This window comes from Rhodopseudomonas telluris (assembly GCF_042432815.1).
In the GTDB taxonomy this organism is placed as follows: domain Bacteria; phylum Pseudomonadota; class Alphaproteobacteria; order Rhizobiales; family Xanthobacteraceae; genus Rhodopseudomonas; species Rhodopseudomonas telluris.
Genome location: NZ_JBHLWM010000008.1, coordinates 237,748 through 263,938, shown reverse-complemented (window position 1 = coordinate 263,938; position 26,191 = coordinate 237,748). Strand labels below are relative to the sequence as shown.

Genomic DNA, 26,191 nt, shown 5'->3' with positions numbered 1-26,191 from the left:
ATCATTCGTCCAGGACGTCGCTGATCGTGATGAAGGCAGTCGCCGCATCAGACGATCGCCTCGATGAGAGACGGACCACGTCGCGACAGCGCCGCATCGAGCGCCCGCGTGAATTCGGACAGCGTGGTGGCACGGCTGGCTTCGACGCCGAGGCCCTGCGCCATCTTGGTCCAGTCGAGTTCGGGCTGATCGAGCTGCAGCATGCGCTGCGCGTTGCGGCCCGGATTCTGCGCGCCGACCTTGCTCATCTCGCCCCAGAGCGTCGCATAGGAGCGGTTCGAGAAGACGATGGTCAGCACGTCGAGGTTCTCACGGGCGTGGGTCCACAGCCCCTGCACCGTGTACATGCCGCTGCCGTCCGCCTGCAGGTTGATGACCTTGCGGTCCGGGCACGCGACAGCAGCGCCGGCCGCCATCGGAATGCCGATCCCGATCGCCCCGCCGGTGATCTGCAGATAATCGTGCGGCGCCGCGTCGTAGGAATATTCGAAGAAGCCCGACGAGGTCAGCGCCTCGTCGCACACGATCGCCTGCTCCGGCAGCCGCGCCGCGACCAGGCGGTTGACCATGTCGACCGTCAGCGCGTCGCCAGCACCGGCAGCCGGCGCAGCGACGGCGAACGGCTTGGTCGCGACCGGCTCGCTCGGCGCGTTCACTTCGTCAGCCAGCCATTCCAGCGCCTGCACCAGATCCTGATCGGGTGCGGCGAGCTGGACGATCTCGCAGGTCGGCGGCGTCAAGCGGCCCGGCCGGTTCGGATAGGCGAAGAACGACACCGGCTCCTTGGCGCCGATCAGCACCACCATGTCGACGTCGCGCAGCATGTCGAGGCCGACTTCGTGCATCATCGACATCTTAGCGATCGGCGCGCGGCCGCGGCCGCGTTCGATCCGGCCGTTGGTACCCTGCGCGTAGACCTCCACGCCGGCACTGCGGCGAATATTGTCGGCGATCAGCAGCGGCCGCTCACGCAGCGCGGCGCCGGTGAGCACCAGCACCACCTTGCGCCTGGTGCGGATCGCCGCGCCGATGCGTGCCACCGTCTCCTGCTGCAGCGGCGTCTGCGGCAATCGTCTGCCGTGCACCGGCTGGGAGCGATAGACGTGCTCGTTCCAGGCCATGTCGGCGGGCAGGATCAGCGTTGAGATGCCCGGCGCCATGCTCTGCGACCAGGCCTCCGCGACATCCTGATCGATCCGCGCCGGATCGGCGATGCGTTTGACCCAGCGCGACATCGGCCGCGCTAGCGAGTCGATGTCGCTGGTCAGCGGCGCATCGAGCGGCAGATGATCGACGGCGTGGTCGCCGACGATGTTGATCATCCGCGAATGCGCGCGTCGGGCGTTGTGCATGTTCGCCAGGCCATTGGCGAGGCCGGGGCCGAGATGCAACAGCGTCACGGCCGGCCGGTCGGTCATCCGTGCATAGCCATCGGCGGCGCCGGTGACGACGCCCTCGAACAGCCCGAGGATACACTTCAGCCGCGGCTGCCGGTCGAGCGCCGCCACGAAATGCATCTCCGACGTGCCGGGATTGGCGAAGCAGACGTCGACATCGTGCGCCAACAGCGCATCGCAAAGCCGATCTGCTCCTGTCATCGATTGCGTGGCGGACGCCGCCCGTGCCGCGACTGCCATCACAGCTTCCTCAGCCCACACCATTCCGCGACGAACAGTGCGATGCTCAGCGTCGTCTTGCGCAGGCTTTCGAGATCGATGCGTTCGTTGAACGCGTGCGGTCCCTCGCCATAAGGCCCGTAGCACAGCGCCGGGATGCCGTAATCTACCGAGTAGTACCGGGTGTCGTTGACCGCCGTCGACAAGCGGGCGTCGAGCGGCGCTTTGAATGCGGCCTGGTGCGCATTGGTGAGCACGGCTTCGGCCTCGCTGCCCGGTTCGCACACCGCCGGATCGGCCTGGAAGCCGCTCCAGATCAGTTCGGCCGGATTTTCCGAGAGGAAGCTGTCGGTCGCCTGCGCATCGGCGAGGCATTTCTCGATGCCACGCATCGCTTCCTGCGGCGTATCGCCGGTCAGCAGGCCGAGCCGGCAGTCGAGTTCACACCACGCCGCGGTCGAGCTCGCCCAGTCGCCGCCCTTGATGATGCCGACATTGAACTTGATTGGATTCTTGATCTGGCCGAACCACGGATCGCGCACGGCCGCCGCGTTCAGCGTCTTGGTGTATTCCTCGAAGGCGCGGATCAGATGCATCGCCGACAGGATGGCGCTGGTGCCGGTCTCCGAATAGGCGACGTGCACCGGCGTGCCGCGCACCCGCAGCCTGAACCAGATCGCACCAACTTGAGCGCGCGTCAGCGTGTGACCGGTCGGCTCGGGGATCAGGCAGGCATCGGCGCGATAGCCGCGCATAAGCGTCGAGAGCGCGCCGTTGCCGGTGCTTTCCTCTTCGGTCACCGTCTGCACATGCACGCGTGCATCGGGCGCGTAGCCGGCGGCGCGGATCGCATCCAGCGCGAAGATCATCGCCGACACGCCACCCTTCATGTCCTGCGCACCGCGGCCGATCATCCAGCCGTCGTGGACCTTGGCCTCATAGGGCGGATCGCTCCACAGATCGACCGGCCCTTCCGGCACCACGTCGATATGGCCCTGCAGGATCAGGCTGCGGCCCTTGCCGTCGCTCTCCGCGGTAGCGACGACCTGCATCGAGCCGGCGGGATCGATCGTATCCATCGGCGCCGCCTTCGGATGGCTGGCGATATCGACATCGGCGAGACTGAACGTATCGACCTTGTAGCCGCGATCAGCGAATTGCTGCGCCAGCCACGCCTGCTGCGGCGCCTCTTCACCGCGGATACTGCGGAACTGCACCATGCGCTGCAGAAACGCGACCTGATCGTCGAAGTTGCGATCGACGGCGGCCCGCAGGCTCTCGGTGATCGCATCCGATTTCGTCAATGTCCCAGTCGTCACGCCTCGGTCTCCCCTGGATCTGAAAGTCGTCGCAATGCAGATGACAGCGTCAGCGATCGAGACCGCCGAGCAGGATGTATTTGGTCTCGACATATTCCTCGATGCCGTGGCGCGAGCCCTCGCGGCCGAGGCCGGATTGTTTGACGCCTCCGAACGGCACGACGTCGGCGCCGAGCAGCGCTGAATTGACGCCGACCATGCCGGACTCCAGCGCCTCGGCGACGCGGAACACCCGGCCGAGATCGCGCGCATAAAAGTAAGCAGCCAGACCGAATGGCGAGTCGTTGGCCTGCGCGATGACGTCGACCTCGTCGGTGAAGCGATACACCGGCGCGACCGGACCGAAGGTTTCTTCGCGGGTGATCAGCATCTCGGTGGTGACATCGGCCAGCACAGTCGGCTCGAAGAAGGTGCGCCCGAGCGCATGTCGCTTGCCGCCCAGTACTACCTTGGCGCCCTTGCCGACCGCGTCGGCGACGTGACGCTCGACCTTGCTAATCGCCTCCTTCGTAATCAGCGGGCCCTGCGTCACGCCGGCGTCGACGCCGTTGCCGACCTTGAGCGTCGCGACCTTGGCGGTGAGCTTCTCGACGAAGGCGTCATAGATCCCGTCCTGCGCGTAGATGCGATTGGCGCAGACGCAGGTTTGCCCCATGTTGCGGAACTTCGAGGTGATCACGCCTTCGACGGCAGCGTCGAGATCTGCGTCGTCGAACACGATGAACGGCGCGTTGCCGCCGAGCTCGAGCCCGACCTTCTTCACGGTCGAGGCCGCCTGGCGCATCAGGATCTTGCCGACCTCGGTCGAGCCGGTGAAGCTGATCGCCCGCACCGTCGGATGCTCGGTCCAGGCCCGGCCAATCGCCGGCGCATCGCCGGTGACGATGTTGAGGACGCCCGGCGGAAAGCCGGCGCGCTGCGCCAGGACGCCGAGCGCCAGTGCCGTCAGCGGCGTCTCCGGCGCGGGCTTGATCACCACGGTGCAGCCTGCGGCGAGCGCCGGCGCGACCTTGCGGGCGATCATCGCGGCGGGGAAATTCCACGGCGTGATCGCGGCGACGACGCCGACCGGCTGACGGATCACCATCGTGCGCGCGTCGGCGCGATGCGACGGAATCGTCTCGCCGTAGATGCGCCGTGCTTCCTCGGCGTAGAACTCGACGAACGAGGCCGCGTAGTCGATCTCGCCCAGCGCCTCGGCGAGCGGTTTGCCCTGCTCGCGCGTCAACAGCAGTGCGAGCTCGTCGCGATTGGCGATGATCTGATCGAACCACGCCCGCAGCGTGGTCGCGCGCTGCTTTGCAAGCAGCTTCGACCACTGCCGGAACGCGATATCGGCCGCGCGCACGGCTTCTTCGGCTTCGTCCGCACCGAAATGCGGCACCGCGCCGATACGCTCGCCAGTCGCGGGATTCAACACGGCATCGACCGGCTCGCCGCACCACTTGCCGCCGACCAGGCAGCGTTCGGCCAACAGGCCAGGATCACTCGGCATCAGCATCATGAATAGTCCCGTCTCGGCGCGGACGCGCCCTTCAACTAAGCAGCGAGGCAACGCTCCAGGATCGCCAGCCCCTCGTCGACGATCGCGTCCGAGGCAGTCAGCGGCACCAGGATGCGAATGGTGTTGGCGGCGGTGCCGCACGACAGCAGAATCAGGCCATTCTCGTGCGCCAGCCGCGTTACCCGCTTGGTCGCCTCGGCATCCGGCTCGTTGCTGCCGCGCTGCTTGAGAATGTCGAACGCGACCATGGCGCCCGGACCACGCGCGACCGAGGTCGGCACCAGCGTGTTGGACAGCGCGAAGCGATCGATCGCGTTGCGCAGCCGCTCGCCGATCTGGTTCGCACGCGCGATCAAATTCTCCTCTTCGAACACGTCAAGCACTGCGAGCGCCGCCGCGCAGGCCAGCGGATTGCCCGCATAGGTGCCGCCAAGGCCACCCGGTTCGGCGGCGTCCATGATCGCGGCGCGTCCGATCACGCCCGACAGCGGCAGACCGCCGGCGAGGCTCTTGGCGACACAGACGATATCGGCCTGAACGTCGTAGTGCTCCATCGCGAACATCTTGCCGGTCCGGCCGAACCCTGTCTGCACTTCGTCGGCGATCAGCACGATGCCGTTTTCGTCGCAGAGCCGGCGCAGGCCGCGCATCAGCTCCGGCGGCGCCTGATGGAATCCGCCCTCGCCCTGCACCGGCTCGATGATGATCGCAGCGACCTGCGACGCATCGATATCGGCCTTGAAAATGAACGACACGCAGCGCAGTGCATCCTCGACCGTCACGTCACTACCAGCCACCGGAAACGGCACGTGCCAGACGCCCGGCAGCGGCGGACCCAGCGCCTTCTTGTAGGGAATGACCTTGCCGGTCATCGCCGAGGCGAACGCGGTACGGCCATGGAAGCCGCCGGTGAAAGCGATGACGCCGCTGCGCCCGGTCGCGGCGCGCGCGATCTTCACGGCGTTCTCGGTCGCCTCAGCACCGGTGCTGAGCAGGATCGATTTCAGCGGGCCATTGATTGGCGCTAACTCATTCAGCCGCTCCGCGAGACGGATGTACCCCTCATAGGGCGCCACCTGAAAGCAGGTGTGCGTAAAGCGGTCGAGCTGCTCGCGGATCGCCGCGACAATGCGCGGATGGCAATGGCCGGTGTTGAGCACAGCGATGCCGCCGGCAAAATCAACATAGCGCTTACCTTCGACGTCCCAGATCTCGCTATTCAGCGCGCGCTCCGCGAACACCGGCGTCGCCTGGCTGACGCCCCGCACGACAGCCGCCTGCCTGCGCGCCAACAATTCACTATTCGTCATCAGCTCTCTCCCGAACTGATGACAACGCTAAAGCGACAATGAGGACAATCAATCAGCTTGTAAGTTCGGTCTGGTGACTTCCATGCACCAATCGAAAAACGCTGCACGATTGCGAGCAAATGCTGGCGCTTTGTTGAGCGAACCGCCCAAGGCGCAGCCACACGGCGCTAAAGCTCTGCGAGCACCTGCTTCAGCCAATTTCGCAATGCAACGATTTCAGGATCGTCCCAGCGCTCTTTCAGCGCGACCAGCTGATAGGTCTCCATGTAGACCGACGACGTGATCACCTCGACCAGCGCACCGGACCGCAAATCTTCCTCGACCAGCACGTCGTTTCCCAGCGCCACCCCCTGCCCGAGCCGCGCTGCTTCAATCGCCAGATGCGCATGCCACAGCCGCTGGCCGCGCAGCGGCGGCAGATCGTCGAGGCCCGCGAGTTCGAACCAACGCGACCATTGCGCCGTGGATTCTTCGTGGATCAGAGCGATCTTCGACAGATCTTCGAGACTGGTGATCGCCGGATAGCGCGCCAGATAGGCGGGACTGGCGACCGGGAATACGCGCGGCCGCACCAGGATTTCGGCCATCAGCGGTCCGCGCGAATCGATCACGTCGGCATAGACGATCTCGGCATCGGCCTCCGCCCGCGACAGGTCCGGGTGAGTCAGCGTCGGCTGAAGATTCACCTCCCAGTTGCGCGGCGGTCCGGTCAATTCCGGCAAACGGGACAGCAACAGGCGGTTGGCGATGCCTGGGATGCACCAGATATTCAGCGTTGGCAGCGACGACGGCTGCGCGCTGGTCGTGGCGCGTGCGATGATGTCGAACGCCTGCGAGATCTGCGCGTGAAAGCTCGCCCCCGCCTCGGTCAGTATGACTCCGCGGCCCTCGCCGCGCACCAGGGCGACACCGAGAAATTTCTGCAGGTTCTGCAAATGCCGCGACACCACGGTGTGGCTGACGGCGAGTTCATCTCCAGCGGCGCGGACGCTGCCGGTGCGCCCGACGGCTTCGAAGGCACGCAGTGCGATCAGCGAGGGCAAACGACGGCGCGTCATGAGCGTTGCATGGCAGGTTCGGTGTAACGACGCTTGCACATTATGTCTCTGTCACCTCTACGCACGCGCAACCAGCCGGTTCGTCCGCGATCGAGTTCGGTTTGCCGACGAACTCTTCCCTCTTGTCGCACGCCAACGCAACCGTCACAAATGTGCACCTTCCTCTTCGCCGCGCATGTCCAGCTCGACGCCACGACATTTCGCTCAATTTTGAACGATTACAATCAATGCGGCGTTAGCCCGTTCGCGATCATCGCCGCCAAAAACGATCGATGGAGACTAACGAGATGAACGACGGCTGGAGCACGCACAGCTCGCACTGGGGCGCTTTTTCTGCACGGTGGGACGGCCATGGTGTGGAGGTCGAGCCGGACGCGGGTGATCCCGCGCCCTCACCGATCCTGGACAATTTCACCGACGCGCTGCGGCACAAGGCGCGGCTGCTGCGGCCGATGGTGCGACGAAGCTGGCTTTCGAAGACCGGCGAGCCGCGCGGCTTCGACACGGCATTCGTGGCGATGCCATGGGACGAAGTGCTCGACCTGCTCGCCGCAGAGTTATCGCGCATCCACACAGATTACGGCGCTGAGTCGATCTTCGGCGGCTCCTATGGCTGGGCCAGCGCCGGCCGCTTTCACCATGCGCAGAGCCAGATCCATCGTTTCTTGAACGTCGCGTTCGGCGGCTATGTCCGTTCCGTCAACAGCTACAGCGCGGGCGCCTCCGCGGTGATCCTGCCGCATGTGTTGGGCTCGTTCGAAGCGTTGTCGCGGCGTAACGTTACCTGGGAACAGGTCAGCGAGCACACCGACACGGTGCTGGCATTCGGCGGCATGGCGCTGAAGAATTCGATGGTGGCGAGCGGCGGCATCAGCCGGCACGTCGAACGCGACGCGATGCGCAAGGCGGCACAACGCGGCACACGCTTCTATTGCATCAGCCCGCTCCGCGACGACCTCCCTGAACAGGCGACCGCCACCTGGCTTCCGATTCGAGTCGGCACCGACGTCGCGCTGATGCTCGGTCTCGCGCACAGTCTGGTTGTCGAGAAGCTGCACGATCGCGACTTCCTCGCCCGCTACTGCACCGGCTACGACATCTTCGAACGCTATCTGCTCGGGCTCGACGACGGCCAACCGAAAGATGCGGGCTGGGCATCGGCGATCACCGGCATGGACGCCGCCGAGATCGCCGCGCTCGCGCAGCGATCGGCCAACGGACGTACGCTGGTCACCGTGTCGCATTCCCTGCAACGCGCGCAGTACGGTGAGCAGCCGGTGTGGATGGGCGCTGTGCTCGCCGCCATGCTCGGACAGATCGGGTTGCCGGGCGGCGGCTATAACTACGCACTCGGTGCCCTCGGCCATACCGGCCGCCGCGTCAATGCCGTGCCGATTCCGACGATGCCGCAAGGACGCAACGGCATCGACGCCTTCATCCCCGTGGCACGGATCAGCGACATGCTACTCAATGCCGGGCAGCCATTCGAATACAACGGCCGCACGCTGCGCTATCCGGATATCAAGCTGGTGTACTGGGCAGGCGGCAATCCGTTCCATCATCATCAGGATATCAACCGGCTGCGCCGCGCTTTCAACGTGCCGCAGACGATTGTCGTTCACGAGACGGCATGGACTCCGTCGGCGCGGTTCGCCGACATCGTGCTGCCGGCGACGATGACGCTGGAGCGCGACGATATCGGCGCCGCCGCCACGGATCCCCGTCTGATCGCGATGCGCAAGGTCGCGCCGCCCGTCGGCGAAGCACGGGACGATTTCGAGATCTTCGCTGCGCTGGCGCGTCGCCTGGGCGTGGAACAAGCGTACACCGAAGGCCGCAACAGCCGGCAGTGGCTCGAGTATCTCTACGAGCCGACGCGGACGGCGCTGGGAGCAAAAGGCTGGGACGCGCCGACGTTCGACGACTTCTGGCAACGCGGCGAACTGGCGCTACCCTCGGAGCCAGACGACGGCGGTCTGCTCCGGGCGTTCCGAAACGATCCCGAGGCGGGCAAACTGCCGACGCCGAGCGGCCGGGTCGAGATTTTCTCGCAGACCATCGCAGACTTCAACTACGCGGATTGCCCCGGCCATCCGACCTGGTTGCCGCCGACTGATCAACCGAGCGCGCGCCATTCCCTGACGCTGATCGCCAACCAGCCGGCGACGCGCCTCCACAGCCAGCTCGATTTCGGCCGCTACAGTCAATCGAGCAAGGTCGCGGGGCGCGAGGTCGTGCGTCTCAATCCGGCCGACGCCGCAGCGCGCGGCATCGCTGCCGGGGATATCGTCCGCCTCTTCAACGATCGCGGGGCGTGCCTTGCGGCTGCGGCGATCTCGGATCAGGTCGCACCCGGCGTCATCCATCTGCCGACCGGCGCGTGGTACGACCCGCTCCCGGGTGGAGGAGATCGGCCGCTCTGCGTCCACGGCAATCCGAACGTGCTGACGCGCGATATCGGAACTTCACGACTGGCCCAGGGCTGCACGGGTCAGGTCACCATCGTCGAATGCGAGAAGTACAGCGGATCGCTGCCACCAATCCGTGCCTTCGATCCCCCGGCGCCGGTGAACTGACGAACGAGGCTGCGTCGCATCGGTCACGCGCCGCAGCTACACACTTCGGTCCATTCCGGCAGTCCTCCGAGGTCAACGGCCGCGGGTTCCATCCGCGCGTCGAGCCATTCCCGCGCTCGAAGCTGACTCAGCACGCGCAGCATGAGGCGCGACGCGTGTTGCGCCTCGCCGCAACTCGTGGTCGTGCCTTTCGCCGCAGCGCGATGACAGTCGCATCCGCATCGTCGAGAACATCCGTCCTGAACAGACGCCCCAAAAAGGAATTTACCGCTATCCGTCCGCGGACCACAGCACTTGCATTGCTATTTTCCCGGATGTCTCGACAGCCCGCCAGCGCCTGCCCATCATTCTCATCACGATCGATCGACCGACGGTGAAGCGGGATGCAGCGACGCGAGTTCCTCAAGCTATCAGCAGCCATATCGCTGACACCGCTGCTATCGGCGCAAGCATCTGCTGAACCGCTGACCGAGATCCGCATCGGTTATCAGAAGAACGGCGTGCTGGTGATCGCGCGGCAGCGCCGGACGCTCGAGGAACACTTCGCGTCGCAGAACATCGGGGTCAAATGGCTGGAGTTCTCGTCCGGCCCACCGATGCTGGAGGCGATGAACGTCGGCAGTATTCATTATGGGGCGGTCGGCGACTCGCCGCCGATCTTCGCGCAGGCCGCCGGCGCTGCGATCGTCTATGCGGCGGGCCAGCCGATCACCAACGGCCAGGGCATCCTGGTCCCGAAAGATTCGCCGATACGCAATCTCGCGGATCTCAAAGGCAAACGTATCGGCTTCACCAAGGGATCGAGCGCCCACAATGTCGTTCTGCTCGTCCTGCAGGCCGCCGGACTGAGTTATGACGACATCACGCCGGTCTATTTGGCGCCACCCGATGCCGGCCCCGCCTTCGCGCAGGGCAGCATCGATGCGTGGTCGATCTGGGATCCGTACTTCGCTATCGGTGAGCTGAAGCAGAACGGCCGGATTCTGGTCAACGCCTCGGACGTCGGTCGCACCAACTCGTTCTATATCGCCAACCGCGACTTTGCGCAGCGCAACGGCTCGATCCTCAAGCAGATCATCGCCGTCACCAGCGCGACCGCTCAGTGGGCGGAAGATCATCGCACTGACGTCGCGCAGTCCCTCGCCGCTGTCACCGGCATCCCGCTCGACATCCAGACCGTCGCGGCCAATCGTTCGTCCTTCGCGGTCGGCCCGGTCACCGACGACATTGTCGCCACCCAGCAGGGCGTCGCCGATCGCTTCCACAAGCTCGGCCTGATTCCGCGGCCGATCGTGGTGCGCGATGCGGTGTGGAAGCCGCCGCAGGCTTAGTCACACCGGACGCCACAAGTAATACAACAAGGAGCAATCCCGATGAGCTCAGCTCACGCACCAGCATCGAATTTCCTCTGGTTCCTCCCCACCCATGGCGACGGCCACCATCTCGGCACCTCGACCGGCGGCCGTGACGTAAACTTCGCCTATCTGCGCCAGATCGCACAGGCAGCTGATCAGCTCGGCTATTTCGGCGTGCTGCTGCCGACCGGACGAAGCTGCGAAGATTCGTGGGTCGTCGCCTCGGCGGTGGCGCCGTGGACCGAGCGCCTCCGCTATCTGGTCGCCGTGCGCCCCGGCCTGCAATCGCCGAGCGTTGCCGCGCGCATGACCGCGACGCTCGATCGCGTCACCGGCGGCCGACTGCTGATCAACGTCGTCACGGGTGGCGATCCTGTCGAGAACAAGGGCGACGGCATCTTCCTGGCGCATGACGAGCGCTACGAGGTGACGCGCGAATTCCTCAATGTTTATTCGGATCTGCTGTCCGGGAAGGCCGTGAACGTTGCCGGCAAGCACATCACCATCGAGGACGGACGGCTGCTGTTTCCGCCGGTGCAGAGCCCGCGCCCGCCGCTGTATTTCGGCGGCTCGTCTGATGCCGGCATCGATGTCGCGGCCGACACGGTCGATAAGTATCTCACCTGGGGCGAACCGCCGGCGCAGGTCGCCGAGAAGGTCAATCGTGTTCGCGCCGTCGCCGAACCGCGGGGTCGCAAGCTATCGTTCGGTATCCGGTTGCATGTGATCGTGCGCGAGACCAACGAGGCGGCCTGGGCAGCCGCCGATGATCTGATCCGCTATGTCACCGACGACACCATCGCCGCCGCCCAGAAGGTGTTCGCCCGGATGGACTCGGTCGGACAGCAGCGGATGGGCCAGTTGCACGGCGGCCGCCGCGACAAGCTCGAAATCAGCCCGAATTTGTGGGCCGGCGTCGGCCTTGTTCGCGGCGGCGCCGGGACGGCGCTGGTCGGCGATCCACAGACCGTCGCGGCGCGGATCAAGGAGTATCAGGACGTCGGCATCGACACCTTTATCATGTCCGGCTACCCGCATCTCGAAGAGGCCTATCGGTTCGCCGAACTGGTGTTTCCGCTGGTCAAGCCGCAACAGGCCGACAATGTGACGCCGCTGCGGGTCAATTCCGGACCGTTCGGCGAGACCATCGCCAACGAGCACCTGCCCAATGCCAAGCTGGCGGCCAAGCCATGAGCCTCGTCGAAACTCTCGCCCGTCCCCGCAATTGGCGGCTGCCGCGTGCCGATGGCCTGATCCAGTGGATCGTGCCGCTGCTGATCATCGTGCTATGGCAGGCGGCCTGCAGCTTCGGCTTGGTGTCGGCGCGCGTGCTGCCGGCGCCGAGTGATGTCGTTGTGGCTGGCTGGAAGCTGCTGCAATCCGGCGAATTGGCGCGCAACATCTGGGTCAGCTTCTGGCGCGCCTCGGTCGGCTTCGCCATCGGCGGCGGCATCGGCTTCGCGTTCGGCCTCGCCAATGGCCTGTCCAGCCTCAGCGCCAAGCTGTCCGACACCACACTGCAGATGGTCCGCAACGTGCCTCATCTCGCGCTGATCCCGCTGGTGATCCTGTGGTTCGGCATCGACGAGCAGGCCAAGCTGTTCCTGGTCGCGCTCGGCGTATTCTTTCCGATCTATCTCAACACCCTGCACGGCATCCGCACCGTGGATCCGCAACTCATCGAGATGGGCCGGATCTACGGAATGAGCAACCTCGAGCTATTCCGCCGGGTGATCTTTCCGGGCGCACTGCCCTCGGTCTTTGTCGGCGTTCGCTTCGCGCTCGGCATCATGTGGCTGACCTTGATCGTCGCCGAAACCATCGCGGCCTCCTCCGGGCTCGGCTATATGGCGATGCAGGCGCGAGAGTTCATGCTGATCGACGTCGTGGTGCTGTCGATCCTGATCTACGCTCTGCTCGGCAAGCTCGCCGACAGCGCATCGCGGCTGCTCGAACGGCTGACTCTGTCGTGGCACCCGGCGTTCCAGAAGTCGTGAGGCGAGGATGATGGAAGCCCTGCAATTTCTCGTCGCCGAACCCCGGCTCCGCCCGGACGAAGTTGACGACGTCCGCACCGACCAAGCCCCATCGCCTCGTCCGGAGACCGCCGCATTGCCGCTCGACATCCGCGGTCTGCGCAAGTCGTTCGGCGACAACGATGTGCTGCGTGGTATCGATCTTCACATCCCCCCCGGGCAGTTCGTCACCATCGTCGGCCGCAGCGGCTGCGGCAAGAGCACGCTGCTGCGGCTGATCGCCGGGCTGGAGACGCCGAGCGCGGGGCACATCAGCTTCGGCGACGACAAGCTACCGGGCGATGTCCGCGTGATGTTCCAGGAGCCGCGGTTGCTGCCGTGGGCGCGCGTGCTCGCCAATGTCGAAGTCGGGCTCGGCGCCGAGCGTAATTCGCCGGACGCCCGCGCGCGAGCCGATACCGCGCTGATCGAGGTCGGCCTCGACGACAAGCGCGGCCAATGGCCCGCCGTGCTGTCGGGCGGCCAGAAGCAGCGCGTCGCACTGGCGCGGGCGCTGGTCAGCCGGCCGCGCGTGCTGGCCTTCGACGAGCCGCTCGGCGCGCTCGACGCGTTGACGCGCATCGCCATGCAGCGCCTGCTCGAACAGGTGTGGCAGGACCAGGGCTTCACCGCCATTCTGGTGACGCACGACGTCGCCGAAGCGGTGGCGCTCGCCGATCGCGTGCTGGTGATCGAGGACGGCCGTATTGCGAAGGATCTGCTGATCGATCTTCCACGCCCACGCCAACGCGGCTCCGCCGAACTCGCTGCGCTCGAAGGCGAGATCCTGCGCGATCTGCTGAAAGGCTCGGAGGGCGCGTTCGAGCTGTGAGGCTGCTGCCATGACGCTTGCTATCGATGACTGTCTGCGGTCCGCCTCGCCGGCGGACTTCGCCCATGCGATGCGACAACTCGCGAGCGGAGTCAGCATCATCACGGCCGGCGTCGGAAGTTCCCGCGTCGGCATGACCGCCACCGCTGTGACATCGCTATCGGCGTCGCCGCCGACGCTGATCGTCTGTCTCAACCGAACCTCATCGGCGGGGCCGACGATCGCGCAGAGCCGCAGCTTCGCGGTGAATATCCTGGCGGCCGACCAGATCGAGATCGGCGAACGTTTTGCCGGCAAAGGTGGCTTCAAGGGCGCGGCCCGCTTCTCCGCTGGCAGCTGGAGCACCGGCATTTCCGGCGCCCCGGTTCTGTCCGGCGCCCTCGCCAGCATCGAATGCGAACTCGACGAGCTCATCGAGCGCCATACCCATGCGATCCTGATCGGCCGTGTGGTTCACACCGCCACACTGCCACGCAAGGCCTCGCTCGCGTATTGGCAAGGCAGCTACGTCGCGATCGATCGCGACGAGGACCTTGTTCGGCTCGCAGAAGTCAGCGTGCCGAGCCCCAAGCATGGCTAGTCCGGGTCCCTGCGCATATCAGCTAAATGATCGCGTATATTCTCTCCTAGCGCGTCCGAGCCGCGAAGCATGGTCCTCATGAGTCGCGTCGATCTTTGGAATTCAATCGGGTCTCTTTTGCATCTCTAATGATCGTCCCCTAAACGATCACTGGAGCAGGCCATGAAGACTTCGCGTAGATCGCTGTTCGCCCTCGCTTTCGCCGCGCTCGCGGCATCTTCCCTTTGCACCGCTTCAGCCGCCGAGCTGAAGGAAGTTCGGATCGGCTTCCAGAAAGCCGGCATCCAGCCGGCCGTGAAGGAGCGCGGCGTACTTGAAGCCACGCTGAAGGAGAAGGGCCTGACAGTGAAGTGGGTCGAATTCGCGTTCGGCCCGCCCCTGCTCGAGGCGCTCAACACCGGCAACATCGACTTCGGCTACACCGGCGATACGCCGCCGATCTTCGCGCAGGCAGCGACCGCCAATCTGCTCTACGTCGCCGCCCTGCCCGGCTCCGGCAAGAACGAGGGCATCGTCGTGCCCGCGAATTCGCAGATCAAGACCGTCGCCGACCTCAAAGGCAAGCGTCTCGCCATTCCGAAGGGCTCAAGCGCACACAACACCGCGGTCGCGATCCTGCAGAAGGCTGGACTGCAGTTCTCGGACGTCACGGCGGTGTATCTGCCGCCCGCCGATGGCACCGCGGCCTTCGCCGGCGGCACCGTCGATGCGTGGTCGATATGGGATCCGTACCTCGCGCTCGCGGAGAAAAGCGGCGCCCGCGTGCTGAGTTTCGCCGGCGACGCGCACGAGTCGATCGGCTTCTTCCTCGCCAATCGCGAATTCACCACCGCGCACGGCGATGTCGTCGCGCTGCTGAATCAGACCTTCGCCAAGGAAGCCCAATGGGCCAACGGCCATCGCGACGAGATCACGAAATCGCTCGCTGCCGCTACCGGCGTCGATCCCGCCGTGGTCGGCACGCTGGTCGAACGCTCGGTGTTTGAGGTGACGCCGGTCACCGACAAGATCCTTGCCGAGCAACAGCAGACCGCCGACCGCTTTCACAAGCTTGGCCTGATCCCGAAGCCGATCAACGTCCGGGACATCGTCTGGAAGTGGTCGCCGGCGTCCTGACCTCTGTCGATCGAAGGATCGGCGCCGTAGCCGGTGCCCATCCTTCGATCTGCCGGGGTTGGCAGCCGCATTGTTGAGGGCCCGCACCTCGCGACTTGTTTTTTCAGCCGAGAGAGTCTGCATCGTCGGCGCCTGTTTGATTAGCTCGCTATTCTTCCCGCGGCTCATCGGGTGGAAGCTTCTTTCGATTTCGCCCGCCCCAATTGTCATGACCTGCGAACCCTCGTTAGATCACCGCAGCGTTGCTACGCTTCGTGTCGTTTCGCACTAACCCGGTCGTGATATCCGATGAGCTCAGCTCCCCCTGGCGTCTCCCGCGCGCTCGACCGAGTCGACTACAAGATCCTGCGCCTGCTCCAGGAGGACGCGACCCTTTCTGTTGCAGAGATCGCCGGCAAAATCGGTTTGTCATCGACGCCCTGCTGGAAACGTATCCAGCGCCTGCAGATGGAAGGCGTCATCACCGGCCGCGTCGCGCTGGTGGATCAGATCAAGATCGGCCTGGACCTGTCGGTGTTCGTTTTCATCGAAAGCGGCGATCACTCCAAGGAGTGGCAGGCCTCGTTCGCCGCGACGCTCAAGGCGATGCCGGAAATCGTCGACGTGTTTCGGTTGGCGGGCGACTTCGACTACGTTCTCCGCGTCGTCGTGCCGGACATGAAGAGCTTCGACCGGTTCTATCGCAAGCTGATCGGAGCCGCGGCGCTGAAGAACGTCACATCGCGGATCGCAATGGAGAAGATCAAGTCGGTCACGACCCTGCCGATCACGCCTCCCGAGCCACGCAGTCCCGCAGCTATCCTCCGCTGATTGCGGAGCGACCGCGTTCCTCTTCATTACGATCGTCGTCCCCTACAGACACCGGAAAGACATTCTCGCGTGGTCGCGCTGCGAAGCATGGACGAGACGTATTCTCCCGAACTGTAGAATTGCAACTTGGATGCAATCTCCGCAGACTTGTGTCGTCCGCTTCCGCGGCGTTGCCGCCAACTCACACCTCTCATCGGCAAGGACCTCTGATGCCATCGCGCCGTTCATTTCTTCTCGCGACCATCGCTGCCGCTACGACCGGTTTGTCGACTCTTCCCGGCTGGGCGCAATCACCGCCAGCCACCGTGCGGATCGGTTACCAGCGATCCTCGACGCTGGTGGCGGTGTTGAAATCGAACGGTGAGTTGGAGAAGGCGCTCGCTCCGCTCGGCGTCAAGATCAGCTGGCATGAATTCACCAGCGGATTGCCGCTCCTCGAAGCCATCAATGTCGGCAGCATCGACTTCGGCGCGGATGTGGCCGACACGGTCCCGATCTTCGCGCAGGCAGCCGGCGCTCAGCTCGCTTATGTGGCCGAGGAAGCCGCATCGCCGGCCGCGCAGGCCATCCTGGTCGCACAGCAATCCGCGATCCGGACGCTGGCCGACCTCAAGGGCAAGCGGATCGCCGTCACCAAGGGAGCCGGAAGTCACTATCTGTTGCTGGCGGCGCTCGCGAAGGCCGGGCTCACCTTCAAGGACGTTACGCCAGCCTATCTGGCCCCAGCCGACGGGCGCGCCGCGTTCGTCAGCAACAACGTGGATGCGTGGGTAGCCTGGGATCCGTTCTACACCAGCGCCCGGCATCAGACCGGCGCCCGGATCCTGGCCGACGGCTCCGACGGGCTCGCCAGCTACAAACGTTACTACCTCGCTTCAGCGCCCTATGCCGAGCAGCACAGCGACGTCTTGAACTTGATCTACAGCAAGCTCGCGGAAACGGGGCGCTGGGTCAAAGCCAACCCCAAGGAAGCGGCGACGCTGCTGGCTGGCCTTTGGAGCATCGAGGCCCCGATTGTCGAGGAGGCCAATAGCCACCGCTCGTACGCGGTCGGCCGCGTCACTCCGGATGGCCTGTCCGAGCAACAGAAGATTGCCGACGCCTTCTTCACCGAAGGGCTGATTCCCACCAAGGTGAAGGCCGACGCCGTCAAAATCTGGGCGCCGCGCGGATCGTGAGGAGCCCACGGAGTAACGCTCGCGTCTCGGGTGGTGAGATGGAGCGTTGCTTCTCCGGGACATGGCCGGATTCGTGCCGGTCATCCACGCGATCGCGGCCGACACGCCCGAGACACATAGCTGACGGTGCGAGCTGACTATCTGACCGAATAGTCCAGTTAGCGGACACGAAGTTGCGGCAAGGCGCTCACCGCACCCGCCTCTCATCAGATGTCCGCCGTCGCGAACGGCCGGTACCGCGCTCACAACACCCGGAAGCCGTGCGTGCCGTCGCGTTCGAGCTGTGCGACCAGGCCGAACTCCCAGTCGAGATAGGCCTGCATCGCCGCGGCGGCGTTGTCCGTCCCTTCGTACGGGCGCTTGTAGACATCGTCGACCGCGTGGGCGGCACGCGCGATGCCGCGCTCCAGCGGCAGACCAGCCGCCTCCCATGCCTCCGTGCCGCCGTGCAATAGTGCGATCGGTCGATCGGTGAGCGCCTGCAATTCGCCGGCGGCAAATTGCGCCAGGACTCCGTCCCAGGATGTCAGCAGCAGCGGCCCCTCGCCCGGGAGCTGCGGCAACGCCTCGGAGAGCCGGGAACGCGCCGCGAACCACGCGCCGGGGATATGGCCCGCCGCGTAAAGTGGACTCGGCGCTAGATCGATCACCGTCCATTGCGCCAAATCGGATGCGAGCGCCTGAGCTGTCAGCGTCCGCAGCCCATGGCTCGGCGGTCGCGGCCGTCGTGGCGGTCGCGAGCCGGTTTCGCGCGCGCCATCGATTGGCCCCTGTACGACATAGACGTTGCGCCAGCCCATCTGGATCAGCCACGACGCCGCGAGCGTCGCACGGACGCCGTCGTCGTCGAACAGCACGAGATGCGCATGACGCACCCCGACCCATTCGTCGGTCGCCTGCACCAGTTGGCCTCCCGGCGCGGAGCGGAAGCCCGGCAGATGACCGGCAGCGAACTCCTCCGGCGTGCGCACGTCGAGCAGATACAGCGTGATGTCGGGGCGATCGCGCCAGCGCGCGAGCGTGTCACGATCGATCGTCGTGAGGCCGACGCGTTGCGCCAGCGCCTGGGCCCGGTCGCGCGCCAGCCGCTGCGCCGCCTCCGACAGATCCGGGAAGCGCCGCTCCGCGCCGTGGTCGAGCTTCAGCCCCGCCAGCGTCCAGCCGATCGTGCCGTTGCGTAGCGCGAAGACCTTGTTGGGGATGCCGGCGTTGATCAGCGATTGCGTGCCGATAATCGAGCGCGTCCTGCCGGCACAGTTGACGATCACCGTCGTCTCCGGCCGGGGCGCGAGATCCTGCACGCGCAGCACCAGTTCGCCACCCGGCACGCTGGTGCCGGTCGGAATCGACATCGTGCGATATTCCTCGAAGCGCCGGGAATCCAGCACGACGATATCGGCTTTGTCGGCGATCAGCCGCTCGACCTCGGTCGCAGGCAGCGACGGCGTGTGCCGCGTCGACTCGACCAACTCGCCGAACGCCTTGCTCGGGACGTTGACGTCGATGAACAGCTCGCCGCCGGCGCGCCGCCAGCCGTCGAGACCGCCGTCGAGTTCAGCAACGTTGCTGTAACCCAGCTCGGCCAGCTGGGCCGCGGCCCGCGCGACCAGTCCCTCGCCGTCATCGTACAACACGATCGGCGCATCCAGCCGTGGCACCAGATCGAGCACATCGAGTTCGATGCGGCCGAGCGGCAGCGGCACGGCGAACAGCGGGTGACCACGCGAGAACGGCCCCTCCTCACGGACGTCGAGCAGTGCAATCTCACGGCCTTCGATCAGCGCCGCGCGAACCTCGGCGAACGAGACGGTGCGGGTCACAGAACGATCCCCGCGGGCAAGTCGAACATCATCATCAGATCGTTCTACTCCTTCGATCGATCCCACAGATTCGGAACGGCCGCGTTGGCATATCCCGATACGAACGGCTTGCGCGCGCCGGTCGCCGGGTCGAACACCGAGCGGCGGATCGCGCCGATATTGCCGCCATAGACGTGGATCGAGATCGAGGGCCGATCGTCATAGGCGTTGGCGATGGCGTGAATGTCGCCGATGCGGGGCGACACCGCAACCACCTCGCCTGCCTCGATCCGTTCTGTCGGCCCGACCTCGAAGCCACCTTCGGCTCGGGGCGTGTAGCTCTCCGAAAGCTCGGCACCGCGCAGCACCCCGACCAATCCCCACACGGTGTGATCGTGCACCGGCGTGCGCTGCCCGGGTCCCCAGACGAAGCTGACGATCGACAGCCGTTCCAGCGGATCGGCATGTAAAAGATACTGCTGATAGAACTGAGGATGCGGCTGCGCATAGGCCTCGGGCAGCCAGTCGTCCTCTCTCACCAGGTCGAGGAGCAGCCCCCGCCCCGCAGCGAGCGCGTCGGCCTCCTGCGGCTCGCGCTCGATCAGGCGCGTGAACGCGACGACGAAATCTCGCAATTTGGAAGACCGGGACATGAACGTCTCTCGTTGGTGGAAGATCAGAAGCGCGACGTGCCGCTGCACCGATCGCATCGTGCAGCAGCGACGGCAACGGGGACTGCAATGTCAGGACAGCCGACCCGCGTGAACGACATCGCCGCTGGCCGCTGATCGCCGGCTCACCAGGTCGCGTCGAGCCCGAGCAGTCCGAGGATCTGGCGGCGCAGATCGGCAAGGACGGGATCGCCGCGGTGGCGCGGATACGGCAGGTCGACCGGGATGTCGGCCTTCAGCTTCGCCGGCCGCTCGCTGAACACCACCACCCGCTGCGCGAGGAACAGCGCCTCCTCGACATCGTGCGTCACCAGCAGCGTGGTGAATCCGTTGCGCTGCCAGAGCGACACGATCTCGGTCTGCATGCTCAGTCGCGTCAGCGAGTCGAGCTTGCCGAGTGGCTCGTCGAGAATCAGAATGTCGGGATCGTTGACCAGCGCCCGCGCCAGCGACACGCGCTGAGCCATGCCGCCGGAAAGCTGGTGCGGATAGGCATTGGCGAAGCCGGACAGCCCGACGAGCTGCAGCGCCGCATCGACGCGGTGACGCTCGGACTTGATGATACCCTGCGCCTCGAGCCCGAGCGCGACGTTCTTCCACACCGTCCGCCAAGGAAACAGCGTCGGATCCTGAAACACCACGACGCGCGACGGGTTCGGCCCGGTGATCGGCCGGCCGTCCTCGAGCAGGCGGCCGGAGCGCGGCGGCTCCAGGCCCGCAACCAGCCGCAGCAGCGTGGACTTGCCGCACCCGGACGGACCGAGCAGCGCCACGAACTCGCCCGGCCGAGCGTTCAGCGAGACCCGGTCGAGCACCGGCAGCGGCTTGCCGTCGATGTCGAAGTGATGGCTGACGTCGTCGACTTCGAGCGAGGCGCCGGCGACCGGAACCTCGTGTTTCACCGCCAGCGCGCTCACCATTTCACCACACCCTTCTGCCAGACCAGGAGCCGATCACGAACCTTGAACAGCGCCGTGATCGCGCCGGAGCACAGCAGCGACATCACCAGAAGCGCCGCATACATATTGGCGTAAGCTGCCCAGCCCTGCGCCCATTGCAGGTACCAGCCCAGCCCCGACTTCACGCCCATCATTTCGGCGACGACCAGCACCGCGAACGACGCGCCCAGCCCCATGAACAGGCCGACGAAGACGTGCGGCAGCGCTGCCGGGATCGCGACCTTGAACACCAGGAACGACGGCTTGGCGCCGAGCGTGCGCGCCACGTCGTAGTAAGCATTGCTGACGCTGGCGACGCCCGACCAGGTCAGCACCGTCACAGGGAAGCCGGTGGCGAGCGCGATCAGGAAGGTCGATGCGCTCCAACTCGTCGGAAACGCGAAGAACGCGATCGGCAGCCACGCCGTCGCCGGCAGCGGACCGATGAAGCGCAGCACCGGATGCACCCAATAACCGATCGCCCGCGACCAGCCGATCGAAACGCCGGTGACGAAACCGGCCAGCGCGCCGATCGCATAGCCGCCGAGCTGCAGCTTGACCGAGGCGAAGACGCTATCGAAAAGCTTCGGCAGATCGTCGGTGTAAACCTCGACGATCGCCTGCGGCGGCGGGAAGAACGGCAGCGGCAGCAGACCCAGCTTCGCCGTGAGCACCTCCCACACCGCGAGCCAGACGCCGAGCAGCACCAACCACGGCGCCCGTCGTTGCAAGGTGTCGGCAATGCGGCTCGACCAGAACGCCGCGACGGCCGCGAGTGCGATGGCTCCGCCGATGATCAGCGCCGCAATCGCCACCTCCTTGGTGCGCGACCAGTCGCCGACATCCTCCCGCCACAGGCAGGACAGGCCGAACGCCAGCCAGGCGAGGCTCGCGGCGAAGCCGACGAAACATCCGCGCACCGCACGGAGCAAGGAGAGGCTGCCGGCGGACCGGACGCCGACGGGAAGATCCAGCGCTTCGGACATGGCGACCTCAGACCGCAAACACGTCGGCGTAGATCTTGTCGGCGAACTTGGTCGTGTCCGTCGAGGGCTTGATCACCGACACCACCTTGAGATCGTCGGCGTACAGCTTCAGCTCCTGTTTCAGATGGGCGCCAGTCGGATGATGATCGTGGGTGTGATAGGCGATCAGCTCGCGAAGATCGTCTTCGGTGACGATCTTCGGCGAATACGGCAGGAACGACTTGGCCGCCTTCTCGGGATTCTTCGACGAGAACTCCGCCGCATCGAGCAGCGCCCGGGTCAGCGCCCGCGCGACCTGCGGATCGTCGCGCAGCAGCGAGCCGCGCACACCGACGATGCAGCAACTGACGTTGCGATAAATGCCGTCGAGGTTGGAGCCGATCTCGCGGAATTCTCTATCCTTGAGAAAGGCGTAGGCCAGCGGATCGGACGACAACGCCGCCTGCGCCTCGCCCTTCTCCACCGCGAGCCGCACCAGATTGCCCGGATACTGCCGCCAGTCGACATCCTTGTTCGGATCGATCCCGGCCTTGGCGAGCTGGATCGCGAAGAAGTTCTTGCTCGGCCCGGCCTGGTCGTCGATCGCCACAACCTTGCCCTTCAGGTCGGTGACCTTGGTAATCGCCGATTTGGTAGGCGCAATCGCGCGCAGGCAGCCGCCATGAGTGCCGGCGACGATCTTGACGTCGAAGCCCTGCTCCAGCGGTTTCAGCCAGCGCAGCGCCATTCCGACGCCGGCGTCGCTCTTGCCGGTGGCGATGGCTTCGAGCAACTGATCGGTCGAACCGGAGAAGTTCACCAGTTCGACGTCGAGATTCTGCTTCTTGAAGAAGTCGTAGTCGACCGCGACCGGCACCTGCACCGAGCACACCGCATTGGCGTTCCACGACAGCTTGAGCTTGCGCGGCGCGCCGGTCAGCGGCGTGGCCTCGCCCGCGGTTCGGCAGATCGGCGCACTGTCGATGTCGAACGCTGCCGGCCGCGCCGGAAATGCCTGGACCGCGAACGGCGCAACAATTGCGCCTGAAGCCGCGCCCAGCAGAAGCGAGCGCCGACTCAGCCGATGACCATTTTCGTTGCTCATGGAATCCTCTTCACATCATGACGCCAGTATCACCGGCGTCACCCCAGCCGGCGCCGCGATCACCAGCAATGATATCCGACGCTGCATTTCGTACCGCATGATCGTGCGGCCGCTGGTAGTCGGTCAATGAAACGCGATTTCAAATGTCGGATCGAATGGAGAAGATCGCCGCCGCCGCGCGACGCGCAACGAATGAAGACGTCCGGCGCGCGAATATCATTCCATCGCGGCGCCTTGCGAGAGATCAACTCACTCCCGGCCCGACCTCGTGCCAGCGCTCATCCTTGTCATCGAACGAGCGTCCAATTGCACGCCGGACTCGTCTCGGCTAGTCCGCCGGCACCACGCCAACATCAGGATCTCATCGATGGCCAAGCCGAAGCCCGACGTCGTCACCTGCTCGGAATGCGGGCAGTACAATTGCTATCGTCACGACAAGCGCTATCCCGGCATCTGCGCCACCACCGACCTCGCCGGGGCAGAACGCGCGGAGCTGGTCGATCTGTATTCCGGCGACGGTCTCGATGCCACGCTCGCACGCGCTGCCGCCGAGGTCGAAGGCCTTTACTACTGCAAGCTCAACCGGATCGAAGAGACCGTGGCATTCGCCCGGCGGATCGGTGCGCACCGTATCGGCATCGCAACCTGCATCGGCCTGATCGACGAGAGCAAGATCCTGGTCGACATCCTCCGCCTCGCCGGCTTCGAGACCCGCACCGCATTGTGCAAGGTCGGCTCGATCGACAAGACCGAAATCGGCATCCCCGAAGAGCTGAAGATCAAATGCGGCCACGAGGCCTGCTGCAATCCGGTGCTCCAGGCAAGGCTGCTCAATCGCGAGAACACCCAGCTCAACGTCATCATGGGTCTGTGCGTCGGCCACGACTCGCTGTTCATCCGCCACGCCGAGGCGCCGGTAACCACGCTGGTGGTGAAGGATCGCGTGCTGAGCCACAACCCGGTGGCGGCATTTCACACCATCAAGACCTACAGCAGCCGGCTGCTCGACAAGGCGCGGCTGCAGGACCTGTAACAACCTCGATCAAGTTGCGATCGAGATCCCCGCCAAACGGCAACCTCAACGGCCGGTCCGTTATCAGGAGCGATAGAGTCGCTCATCGGGCGGCGCGATCTCGGTGACGAGGTCGCGCACCAGCGCCTTCTTCGGCAACGGCGCCAGTGAGGTCACACCCTCCTTGAGACGGACCGTGCAGGCGTAATCGACATCGCCGTCGATCAGCATCATGCATTCCTTGCAGGCGTTGGCATTGATGCAGGAATATCGGAACGCCAGCGTCGGATCGGCGTCGAGGCGCAGCGCGCGCAATCCGTCCAGCACCGACTGCCCGGGCTCGAACGACAGTTCGAAGGCTTCGACCCGCGGCGTCTCGTCCGGCCCGCCGCGTTGAATCTGCAGCGTCGCCTTCATGCGGCGGCCTTTCCGCCGGGCGTCGCGTTGCGCGTCAGCCTCAGTTCGCCGTCCGACAAGCTGATCATCTGATTGATGGTCCACGTCTCGTCCAGCCCAGGGTGATCCTCGCGCTGATGTGCACCGCGGCTTTCGGTCCGGGCCAGCGCCGGCAGCGCGACCGATTGCGCCACCAGCACCATGTTGCGCAGATCGAGCCAGTCGAGCAGCGCGATATTGTAGCCGCTTGAAGACACCCATGGGCCGTCGCCAATCTGCTGCCTGAGCGCTGCGAGCCCGGCGATGGCACGGCCCAGCTTGTCATCCGTGCGGAAAGGTCCGACGAAGTCGGCCATCAGCGCTTGCAGGTCCCCGATCAGCGCCGCGGGATTGGATTGCGGCTCCGATCCGGTGCCACTCAGCAGATCGACCGCAGGACGCGCGGCTTCGGAAGACCATGCCGAAGATACTCGCGCCGCCCGCCGCGCGGCGTTGCGGCCGGCGCGCGCGCCGAACACGAAGGCTTCGGTAATCGCATTGCCCGACAGGCGGTTCGCACCGTTGGCGCCGCCGACCGCCTCGCCGCAAGCATACAGCCCAGGTACGGCGGTCTCGAGTTCCGCATCAACGCGGACGCCGCCCATGTGATAGTGCGCGATCGGCGCGACCTCGACCGGGGCTCGCGCGAGATCGATCCCGTTGGCGGCGAGCCGATCGACCACCGGCCCGAAGGCGCGGCGGATGTCGGCTTCCGGCACATGCTGGAAGCTGAGATAGGCGCCCCCCGCCGGACTGCCCCGGCCGGCTTCGACCTCCTTGGTGATCGCGTAGGTCGCCAGATCCCGGGTCAGCACGTAGCGGCCGTCGCTGCGCTTGTCCCGTGTCGCGTAGTCTTCCTCGAACTCGCGCATGTCGGCGTTAAGCAGCTTGCCGCCGAGTTTGTAGCGGAACGGATCCCACATGATCGGATCCATCCCCACCAGCCGAGGCGCCAGATGCCCGATCGGAAAGAACTGCACGAACTCCATGTCGATCAGCTCGGCGCCGGCGCGCAGCGCCAGCGCATAGCCGTCGCCACTCATATTGGACGACGCGCTGTTGCGGCGATACAGGCGCGTCAGGCCGCCGGTCGCGATCACGACCGCCTTGGCGGCGATCGTCACGACGTCGCCGCTGGTCAGATGCAGCGCGGTCGCCCCGCAGGCCGCGCCGTCCCGCACGGCGATATCGATGATCGCGAGATCGCCGACCCGGCGAATGCCGTTGGCGTTGTTCAACTGCGTTCGCAGCGTCCGCGACACCGCGGGGCCGGTGGCGAGAAAATCCACATAGGCACAGCGCGGACGGTCGTGTCCCGGCGCCTGGGCCTGTTTGATATGGCCGTCTTCGCGTGCCCAGCCGACCTTCCAGGCATCCATCTCGCGGAGACGGCGCGGGCCGTCCTCGCACAGCAAGGCCGCGAGAGCCGGATTGCAGAGTCCCCGGCCCGCCGCCAGCGTGTCGGCCAGATGGTGTTCCCAATGATCGGGGGTCTGCTCGCCGAGCGCGGCCGCCACCGTCATCTGCGCCATCACCGTGGCGCCGCCGCGCCCGATCAGGCTGCGATCCGCCAGCAGCACGGAGGCTCCCTCGCGCGCCGCTTCCAGCGCCGCATACATGCCGGCGCCGCCGGCACCGATGATTAGAACGTCGGTAGCGAGATGGCTCGCGTCCCGGCTTGTGTCGCGGGCCGTGCTCGGACTTACCATCGTCTCCATCACCTCCTCGACGCCGTGGACGTCGCCGCACCGCATGCGGCGGTATTCGAGGATTGTCGGGACGCCGCGCGACCAAGTCAAAGCATAGGAGACATGCGCGCGAACTGCCGGACGACCGGCTCCGCTGCCGCAGAATCAGAGGATTGCCATGCGATGAGTTTCGCCGCCCTACGACCTTGAGGAGAGCCACCGCCAGTGCGGCGTCCTGCCGCTGGCGATGCGCAGCGCTCGGGGGACAACGCCCGTTGACCATGCCGGAGCCGTTCTCCGCGCGGCTCG

At 65.5% G+C, this 26,191-nt stretch carries 22 protein-coding genes; 10 read left to right on the top strand and 12 right to left on the bottom strand.

The genetic code is table 11. The features are described from left to right. Window positions 1–47 precede the first annotated feature (47 nt). The 5 genes from ACFFJ6_RS18860 to ACFFJ6_RS18840 all read right to left on the bottom strand — a co-directional run bounded on the left by ACFFJ6_RS18860 (window position 48) and on the right by ACFFJ6_RS18840 (window position 6,807). Entirely contained in the window at window positions 48–1,637 is a 1,590-nt protein-coding gene (locus ACFFJ6_RS18860) for an acetolactate synthase large subunit (protein ID WP_378390646.1), read from the bottom strand. Continuing rightward, window positions 1,637–2,935: an ArgE/DapE family deacylase gene (locus ACFFJ6_RS18855; protein ID WP_378390644.1), complete on the bottom strand. Its 1,299-nt coding sequence runs from the start codon at window positions 2,933–2,935 to the stop codon at window positions 1,637–1,639. Before ACFFJ6_RS18855 ends, ACFFJ6_RS18860 begins: the two co-directional genes overlap by 1 nt. A gap of 49 nt (window positions 2,936–2,984) precedes the next feature. Next, on the bottom strand, window positions 2,985–4,436 hold the full coding sequence (locus tag ACFFJ6_RS18850; RefSeq protein ID WP_378390642.1) for an NAD-dependent succinate-semialdehyde dehydrogenase: 1,452 nt from the start codon (window positions 4,434–4,436) through the stop codon (window positions 2,985–2,987). A 38-nt stretch (window positions 4,437–4,474) separates the two neighbouring features. Then, the gene (gabT, locus tag ACFFJ6_RS18845) at window positions 4,475–5,749 is read right to left on the bottom strand and encodes a 4-aminobutyrate--2-oxoglutarate transaminase (RefSeq protein ID WP_378390640.1); all 1,275 of its coding nucleotides are present in this window, start codon (window positions 5,747–5,749) and stop codon (window positions 4,475–4,477) included. Window positions 5,750–5,916: 167 nt separating this feature from the next. Then, complete coding sequence (locus tag ACFFJ6_RS18840; protein ID WP_378390638.1) at window positions 5,917–6,807, bottom strand: LysR substrate-binding domain-containing protein; 891 nt, start codon at window positions 6,805–6,807, stop codon at window positions 5,917–5,919. Between the two features lie 287 nt (window positions 6,808–7,094). Between ACFFJ6_RS18840 and ACFFJ6_RS18835 the strand changes: the two genes are divergently transcribed. The 9 genes from ACFFJ6_RS18835 to ACFFJ6_RS18795 all read left to right on the top strand — a co-directional run bounded on the left by ACFFJ6_RS18835 (window position 7,095) and on the right by ACFFJ6_RS18795 (window position 17,269). Next, window positions 7,095–9,383 (top strand): molybdopterin-dependent oxidoreductase, encoded by a 2,289-nt coding sequence (locus ACFFJ6_RS18835; RefSeq protein WP_378390636.1) that lies wholly within the window; start codon window positions 7,095–7,097, stop codon window positions 9,381–9,383. Between the two features lie 383 nt (window positions 9,384–9,766). After that, window positions 9,767–10,714 (top strand): sulfonate ABC transporter substrate-binding protein, encoded by a 948-nt coding sequence (locus ACFFJ6_RS18830; RefSeq protein ID WP_378390634.1) that lies wholly within the window; start codon window positions 9,767–9,769, stop codon window positions 10,712–10,714. Between the two features lie 42 nt (window positions 10,715–10,756). After that, a complete protein-coding gene (gene ssuD, locus ACFFJ6_RS18825; protein ID WP_378390632.1) occupies window positions 10,757–11,932 on the top strand; it encodes an FMNH2-dependent alkanesulfonate monooxygenase in 1,176 nt (391 codons plus the stop codon). Continuing rightward, a complete protein-coding gene (ssuC, locus tag ACFFJ6_RS18820; protein ID WP_378390630.1) occupies window positions 11,929–12,735 on the top strand; it encodes an aliphatic sulfonate ABC transporter permease SsuC in 807 nt (268 codons plus the stop codon). Before ssuD ends, ssuC begins: the two co-directional genes overlap by 4 nt. Window positions 12,736–12,742: 7 nt before the next feature. Next, on the top strand, window positions 12,743–13,585 hold the full coding sequence (locus tag ACFFJ6_RS18815) for an ATP-binding cassette domain-containing protein (protein WP_378390628.1): 843 nt from the start codon (window positions 12,743–12,745) through the stop codon (window positions 13,583–13,585). Window positions 13,586–13,595: 10 nt separating this feature from the next. After that, the gene (locus ACFFJ6_RS18810) at window positions 13,596–14,165 is read left to right on the top strand and encodes a flavin reductase family protein (RefSeq protein WP_378390626.1); all 570 of its coding nucleotides are present in this window, start codon (window positions 13,596–13,598) and stop codon (window positions 14,163–14,165) included. A gap of 162 nt (window positions 14,166–14,327) precedes the next feature. After that, window positions 14,328–15,281: an aliphatic sulfonate ABC transporter substrate-binding protein gene (locus ACFFJ6_RS18805; RefSeq protein WP_378390624.1), complete on the top strand. Its 954-nt coding sequence runs from the start codon at window positions 14,328–14,330 to the stop codon at window positions 15,279–15,281. Window positions 15,282–15,569: 288 nt separating this feature from the next. Then, a complete protein-coding gene (locus ACFFJ6_RS18800; RefSeq protein ID WP_378390622.1) occupies window positions 15,570–16,091 on the top strand; it encodes an Lrp/AsnC family transcriptional regulator in 522 nt (173 codons plus the stop codon). 209 nt (window positions 16,092–16,300) lie between these two features. Then, the gene (locus tag ACFFJ6_RS18795) at window positions 16,301–17,269 is read left to right on the top strand and encodes an aliphatic sulfonate ABC transporter substrate-binding protein (protein WP_378390620.1); all 969 of its coding nucleotides are present in this window, start codon (window positions 16,301–16,303) and stop codon (window positions 17,267–17,269) included. Between the two features lie 242 nt (window positions 17,270–17,511). Here the strand turns inward: ACFFJ6_RS18795 and ACFFJ6_RS18790 are convergent, their stop codons facing one another. From ACFFJ6_RS18790 to ACFFJ6_RS18770, 5 genes are all read right to left on the bottom strand, one after another. Further along, the gene (locus ACFFJ6_RS18790; protein WP_378390618.1) at window positions 17,512–19,089 is read right to left on the bottom strand and encodes a rhodanese-like domain-containing protein; all 1,578 of its coding nucleotides are present in this window, start codon (window positions 19,087–19,089) and stop codon (window positions 17,512–17,514) included. A gap of 44 nt (window positions 19,090–19,133) precedes the next feature. After that, window positions 19,134–19,721 carry a cysteine dioxygenase family protein gene (locus ACFFJ6_RS18785; RefSeq protein WP_378390616.1) on the bottom strand — a complete coding sequence of 196 codons (588 nt, stop codon included), beginning with the start codon at window positions 19,719–19,721 and terminating at the stop codon, window positions 19,134–19,136. Window positions 19,722–19,864: 143 nt separating this feature from the next. Continuing rightward, window positions 19,865–20,659, bottom strand: coding sequence for an ABC transporter ATP-binding protein (locus tag ACFFJ6_RS18780; RefSeq protein ID WP_378390614.1), 795 nt, complete (start codon window positions 20,657–20,659; stop codon window positions 19,865–19,867). Next, window positions 20,653–21,663: an ABC transporter permease gene (locus ACFFJ6_RS18775; protein ID WP_378390612.1), complete on the bottom strand. Its 1,011-nt coding sequence runs from the start codon at window positions 21,661–21,663 to the stop codon at window positions 20,653–20,655. Before ACFFJ6_RS18775 ends, ACFFJ6_RS18780 begins: the two co-directional genes overlap by 7 nt. Before the next feature lie 7 nt (window positions 21,664–21,670). Beyond that, window positions 21,671–22,747, bottom strand: coding sequence for an ABC transporter substrate-binding protein (locus ACFFJ6_RS18770; protein WP_378390609.1), 1,077 nt, complete (start codon window positions 22,745–22,747; stop codon window positions 21,671–21,673). 367 nt (window positions 22,748–23,114) lie between these two features. Between ACFFJ6_RS18770 and ACFFJ6_RS18765 the strand changes: the two genes are divergently transcribed. Beyond that, on the top strand, window positions 23,115–23,780 hold the full coding sequence (locus ACFFJ6_RS18765; protein ID WP_378390607.1) for a DUF1847 domain-containing protein: 666 nt from the start codon (window positions 23,115–23,117) through the stop codon (window positions 23,778–23,780). A 63-nt stretch (window positions 23,781–23,843) separates the two neighbouring features. On the opposite strand, the gene ACFFJ6_RS18760 is transcribed toward ACFFJ6_RS18765, so the two are convergent. Next, window positions 23,844–24,176: a 2Fe-2S iron-sulfur cluster-binding protein gene (locus ACFFJ6_RS18760; protein WP_378390605.1), complete on the bottom strand. Its 333-nt coding sequence runs from the start codon at window positions 24,174–24,176 to the stop codon at window positions 23,844–23,846. Further along, a complete protein-coding gene (locus ACFFJ6_RS18755; RefSeq protein WP_378390603.1) occupies window positions 24,173–25,948 on the bottom strand; it encodes an FAD-binding protein in 1,776 nt (591 codons plus the stop codon). Before ACFFJ6_RS18755 ends, ACFFJ6_RS18760 begins: the two co-directional genes overlap by 4 nt. Between the last annotated feature and the right edge of the window lie 243 nt (window positions 25,949–26,191).

Excerpts from the sequence above, each read along its gene's own strand:
- ACFFJ6_RS18860 (WP_378390646.1), bottom strand. The coding sequence starts at position 1,637 with ATGGCAGTCGCGGCACGGGCGGCGTCCGCCACGCAATCGATGACAGGA.
- ACFFJ6_RS18850 (WP_378390642.1), bottom strand. The coding sequence starts at position 4,436 with ATGCTGATGCCGAGTGATCCTGGCCTGTTGGCCGAACGCTGCCTGGTC.
- gabT (WP_378390640.1), bottom strand. The coding sequence starts at position 5,749 with ATGACGAATAGTGAATTGTTGGCGCGCAGGCAGGCGGCTGTCGTGCGG.
- ACFFJ6_RS18840 (WP_378390638.1), bottom strand. The coding sequence starts at position 6,807 with ATGACGCGCCGTCGTTTGCCCTCGCTGATCGCACTGCGTGCCTTCGAA.
- ACFFJ6_RS18835 (WP_378390636.1), top strand. The coding sequence starts at position 7,095 with ATGAACGACGGCTGGAGCACGCACAGCTCGCACTGGGGCGCTTTTTCT.
- ACFFJ6_RS18830 (WP_378390634.1), top strand. The coding sequence starts at position 9,767 with ATGCAGCGACGCGAGTTCCTCAAGCTATCAGCAGCCATATCGCTGACA.
- ssuD (WP_378390632.1), top strand. The coding sequence starts at position 10,757 with ATGAGCTCAGCTCACGCACCAGCATCGAATTTCCTCTGGTTCCTCCCC.
- ssuC (WP_378390630.1), top strand. The coding sequence starts at position 11,929 with ATGAGCCTCGTCGAAACTCTCGCCCGTCCCCGCAATTGGCGGCTGCCG.
- ACFFJ6_RS18815 (WP_378390628.1), top strand. The coding sequence starts at position 12,743 with ATGATGGAAGCCCTGCAATTTCTCGTCGCCGAACCCCGGCTCCGCCCG.
- ACFFJ6_RS18810 (WP_378390626.1), top strand. The coding sequence starts at position 13,596 with ATGACGCTTGCTATCGATGACTGTCTGCGGTCCGCCTCGCCGGCGGAC.
- ACFFJ6_RS18805 (WP_378390624.1), top strand. The coding sequence starts at position 14,328 with ATGAAGACTTCGCGTAGATCGCTGTTCGCCCTCGCTTTCGCCGCGCTC.
- ACFFJ6_RS18800 (WP_378390622.1), top strand. The coding sequence starts at position 15,570 with ATGAGCTCAGCTCCCCCTGGCGTCTCCCGCGCGCTCGACCGAGTCGAC.
- ACFFJ6_RS18795 (WP_378390620.1), top strand. The coding sequence starts at position 16,301 with ATGCCATCGCGCCGTTCATTTCTTCTCGCGACCATCGCTGCCGCTACG.
- ACFFJ6_RS18785 (WP_378390616.1), bottom strand. The coding sequence starts at position 19,721 with ATGTCCCGGTCTTCCAAATTGCGAGATTTCGTCGTCGCGTTCACGCGC.
- ACFFJ6_RS18780 (WP_378390614.1), bottom strand. The coding sequence starts at position 20,659 with ATGGTGAGCGCGCTGGCGGTGAAACACGAGGTTCCGGTCGCCGGCGCC.
- ACFFJ6_RS18775 (WP_378390612.1), bottom strand. The coding sequence starts at position 21,663 with ATGTCCGAAGCGCTGGATCTTCCCGTCGGCGTCCGGTCCGCCGGCAGC.
- ACFFJ6_RS18770 (WP_378390609.1), bottom strand. The coding sequence starts at position 22,747 with ATGAGCAACGAAAATGGTCATCGGCTGAGTCGGCGCTCGCTTCTGCTG.
- ACFFJ6_RS18765 (WP_378390607.1), top strand. The coding sequence starts at position 23,115 with ATGGCCAAGCCGAAGCCCGACGTCGTCACCTGCTCGGAATGCGGGCAG.
- ACFFJ6_RS18760 (WP_378390605.1), bottom strand. The coding sequence starts at position 24,176 with ATGAAGGCGACGCTGCAGATTCAACGCGGCGGGCCGGACGAGACGCCG.
- ACFFJ6_RS18755 (WP_378390603.1), bottom strand. The coding sequence starts at position 25,948 with ATGCGGTGCGGCGACGTCCACGGCGTCGAGGAGGTGATGGAGACGATG.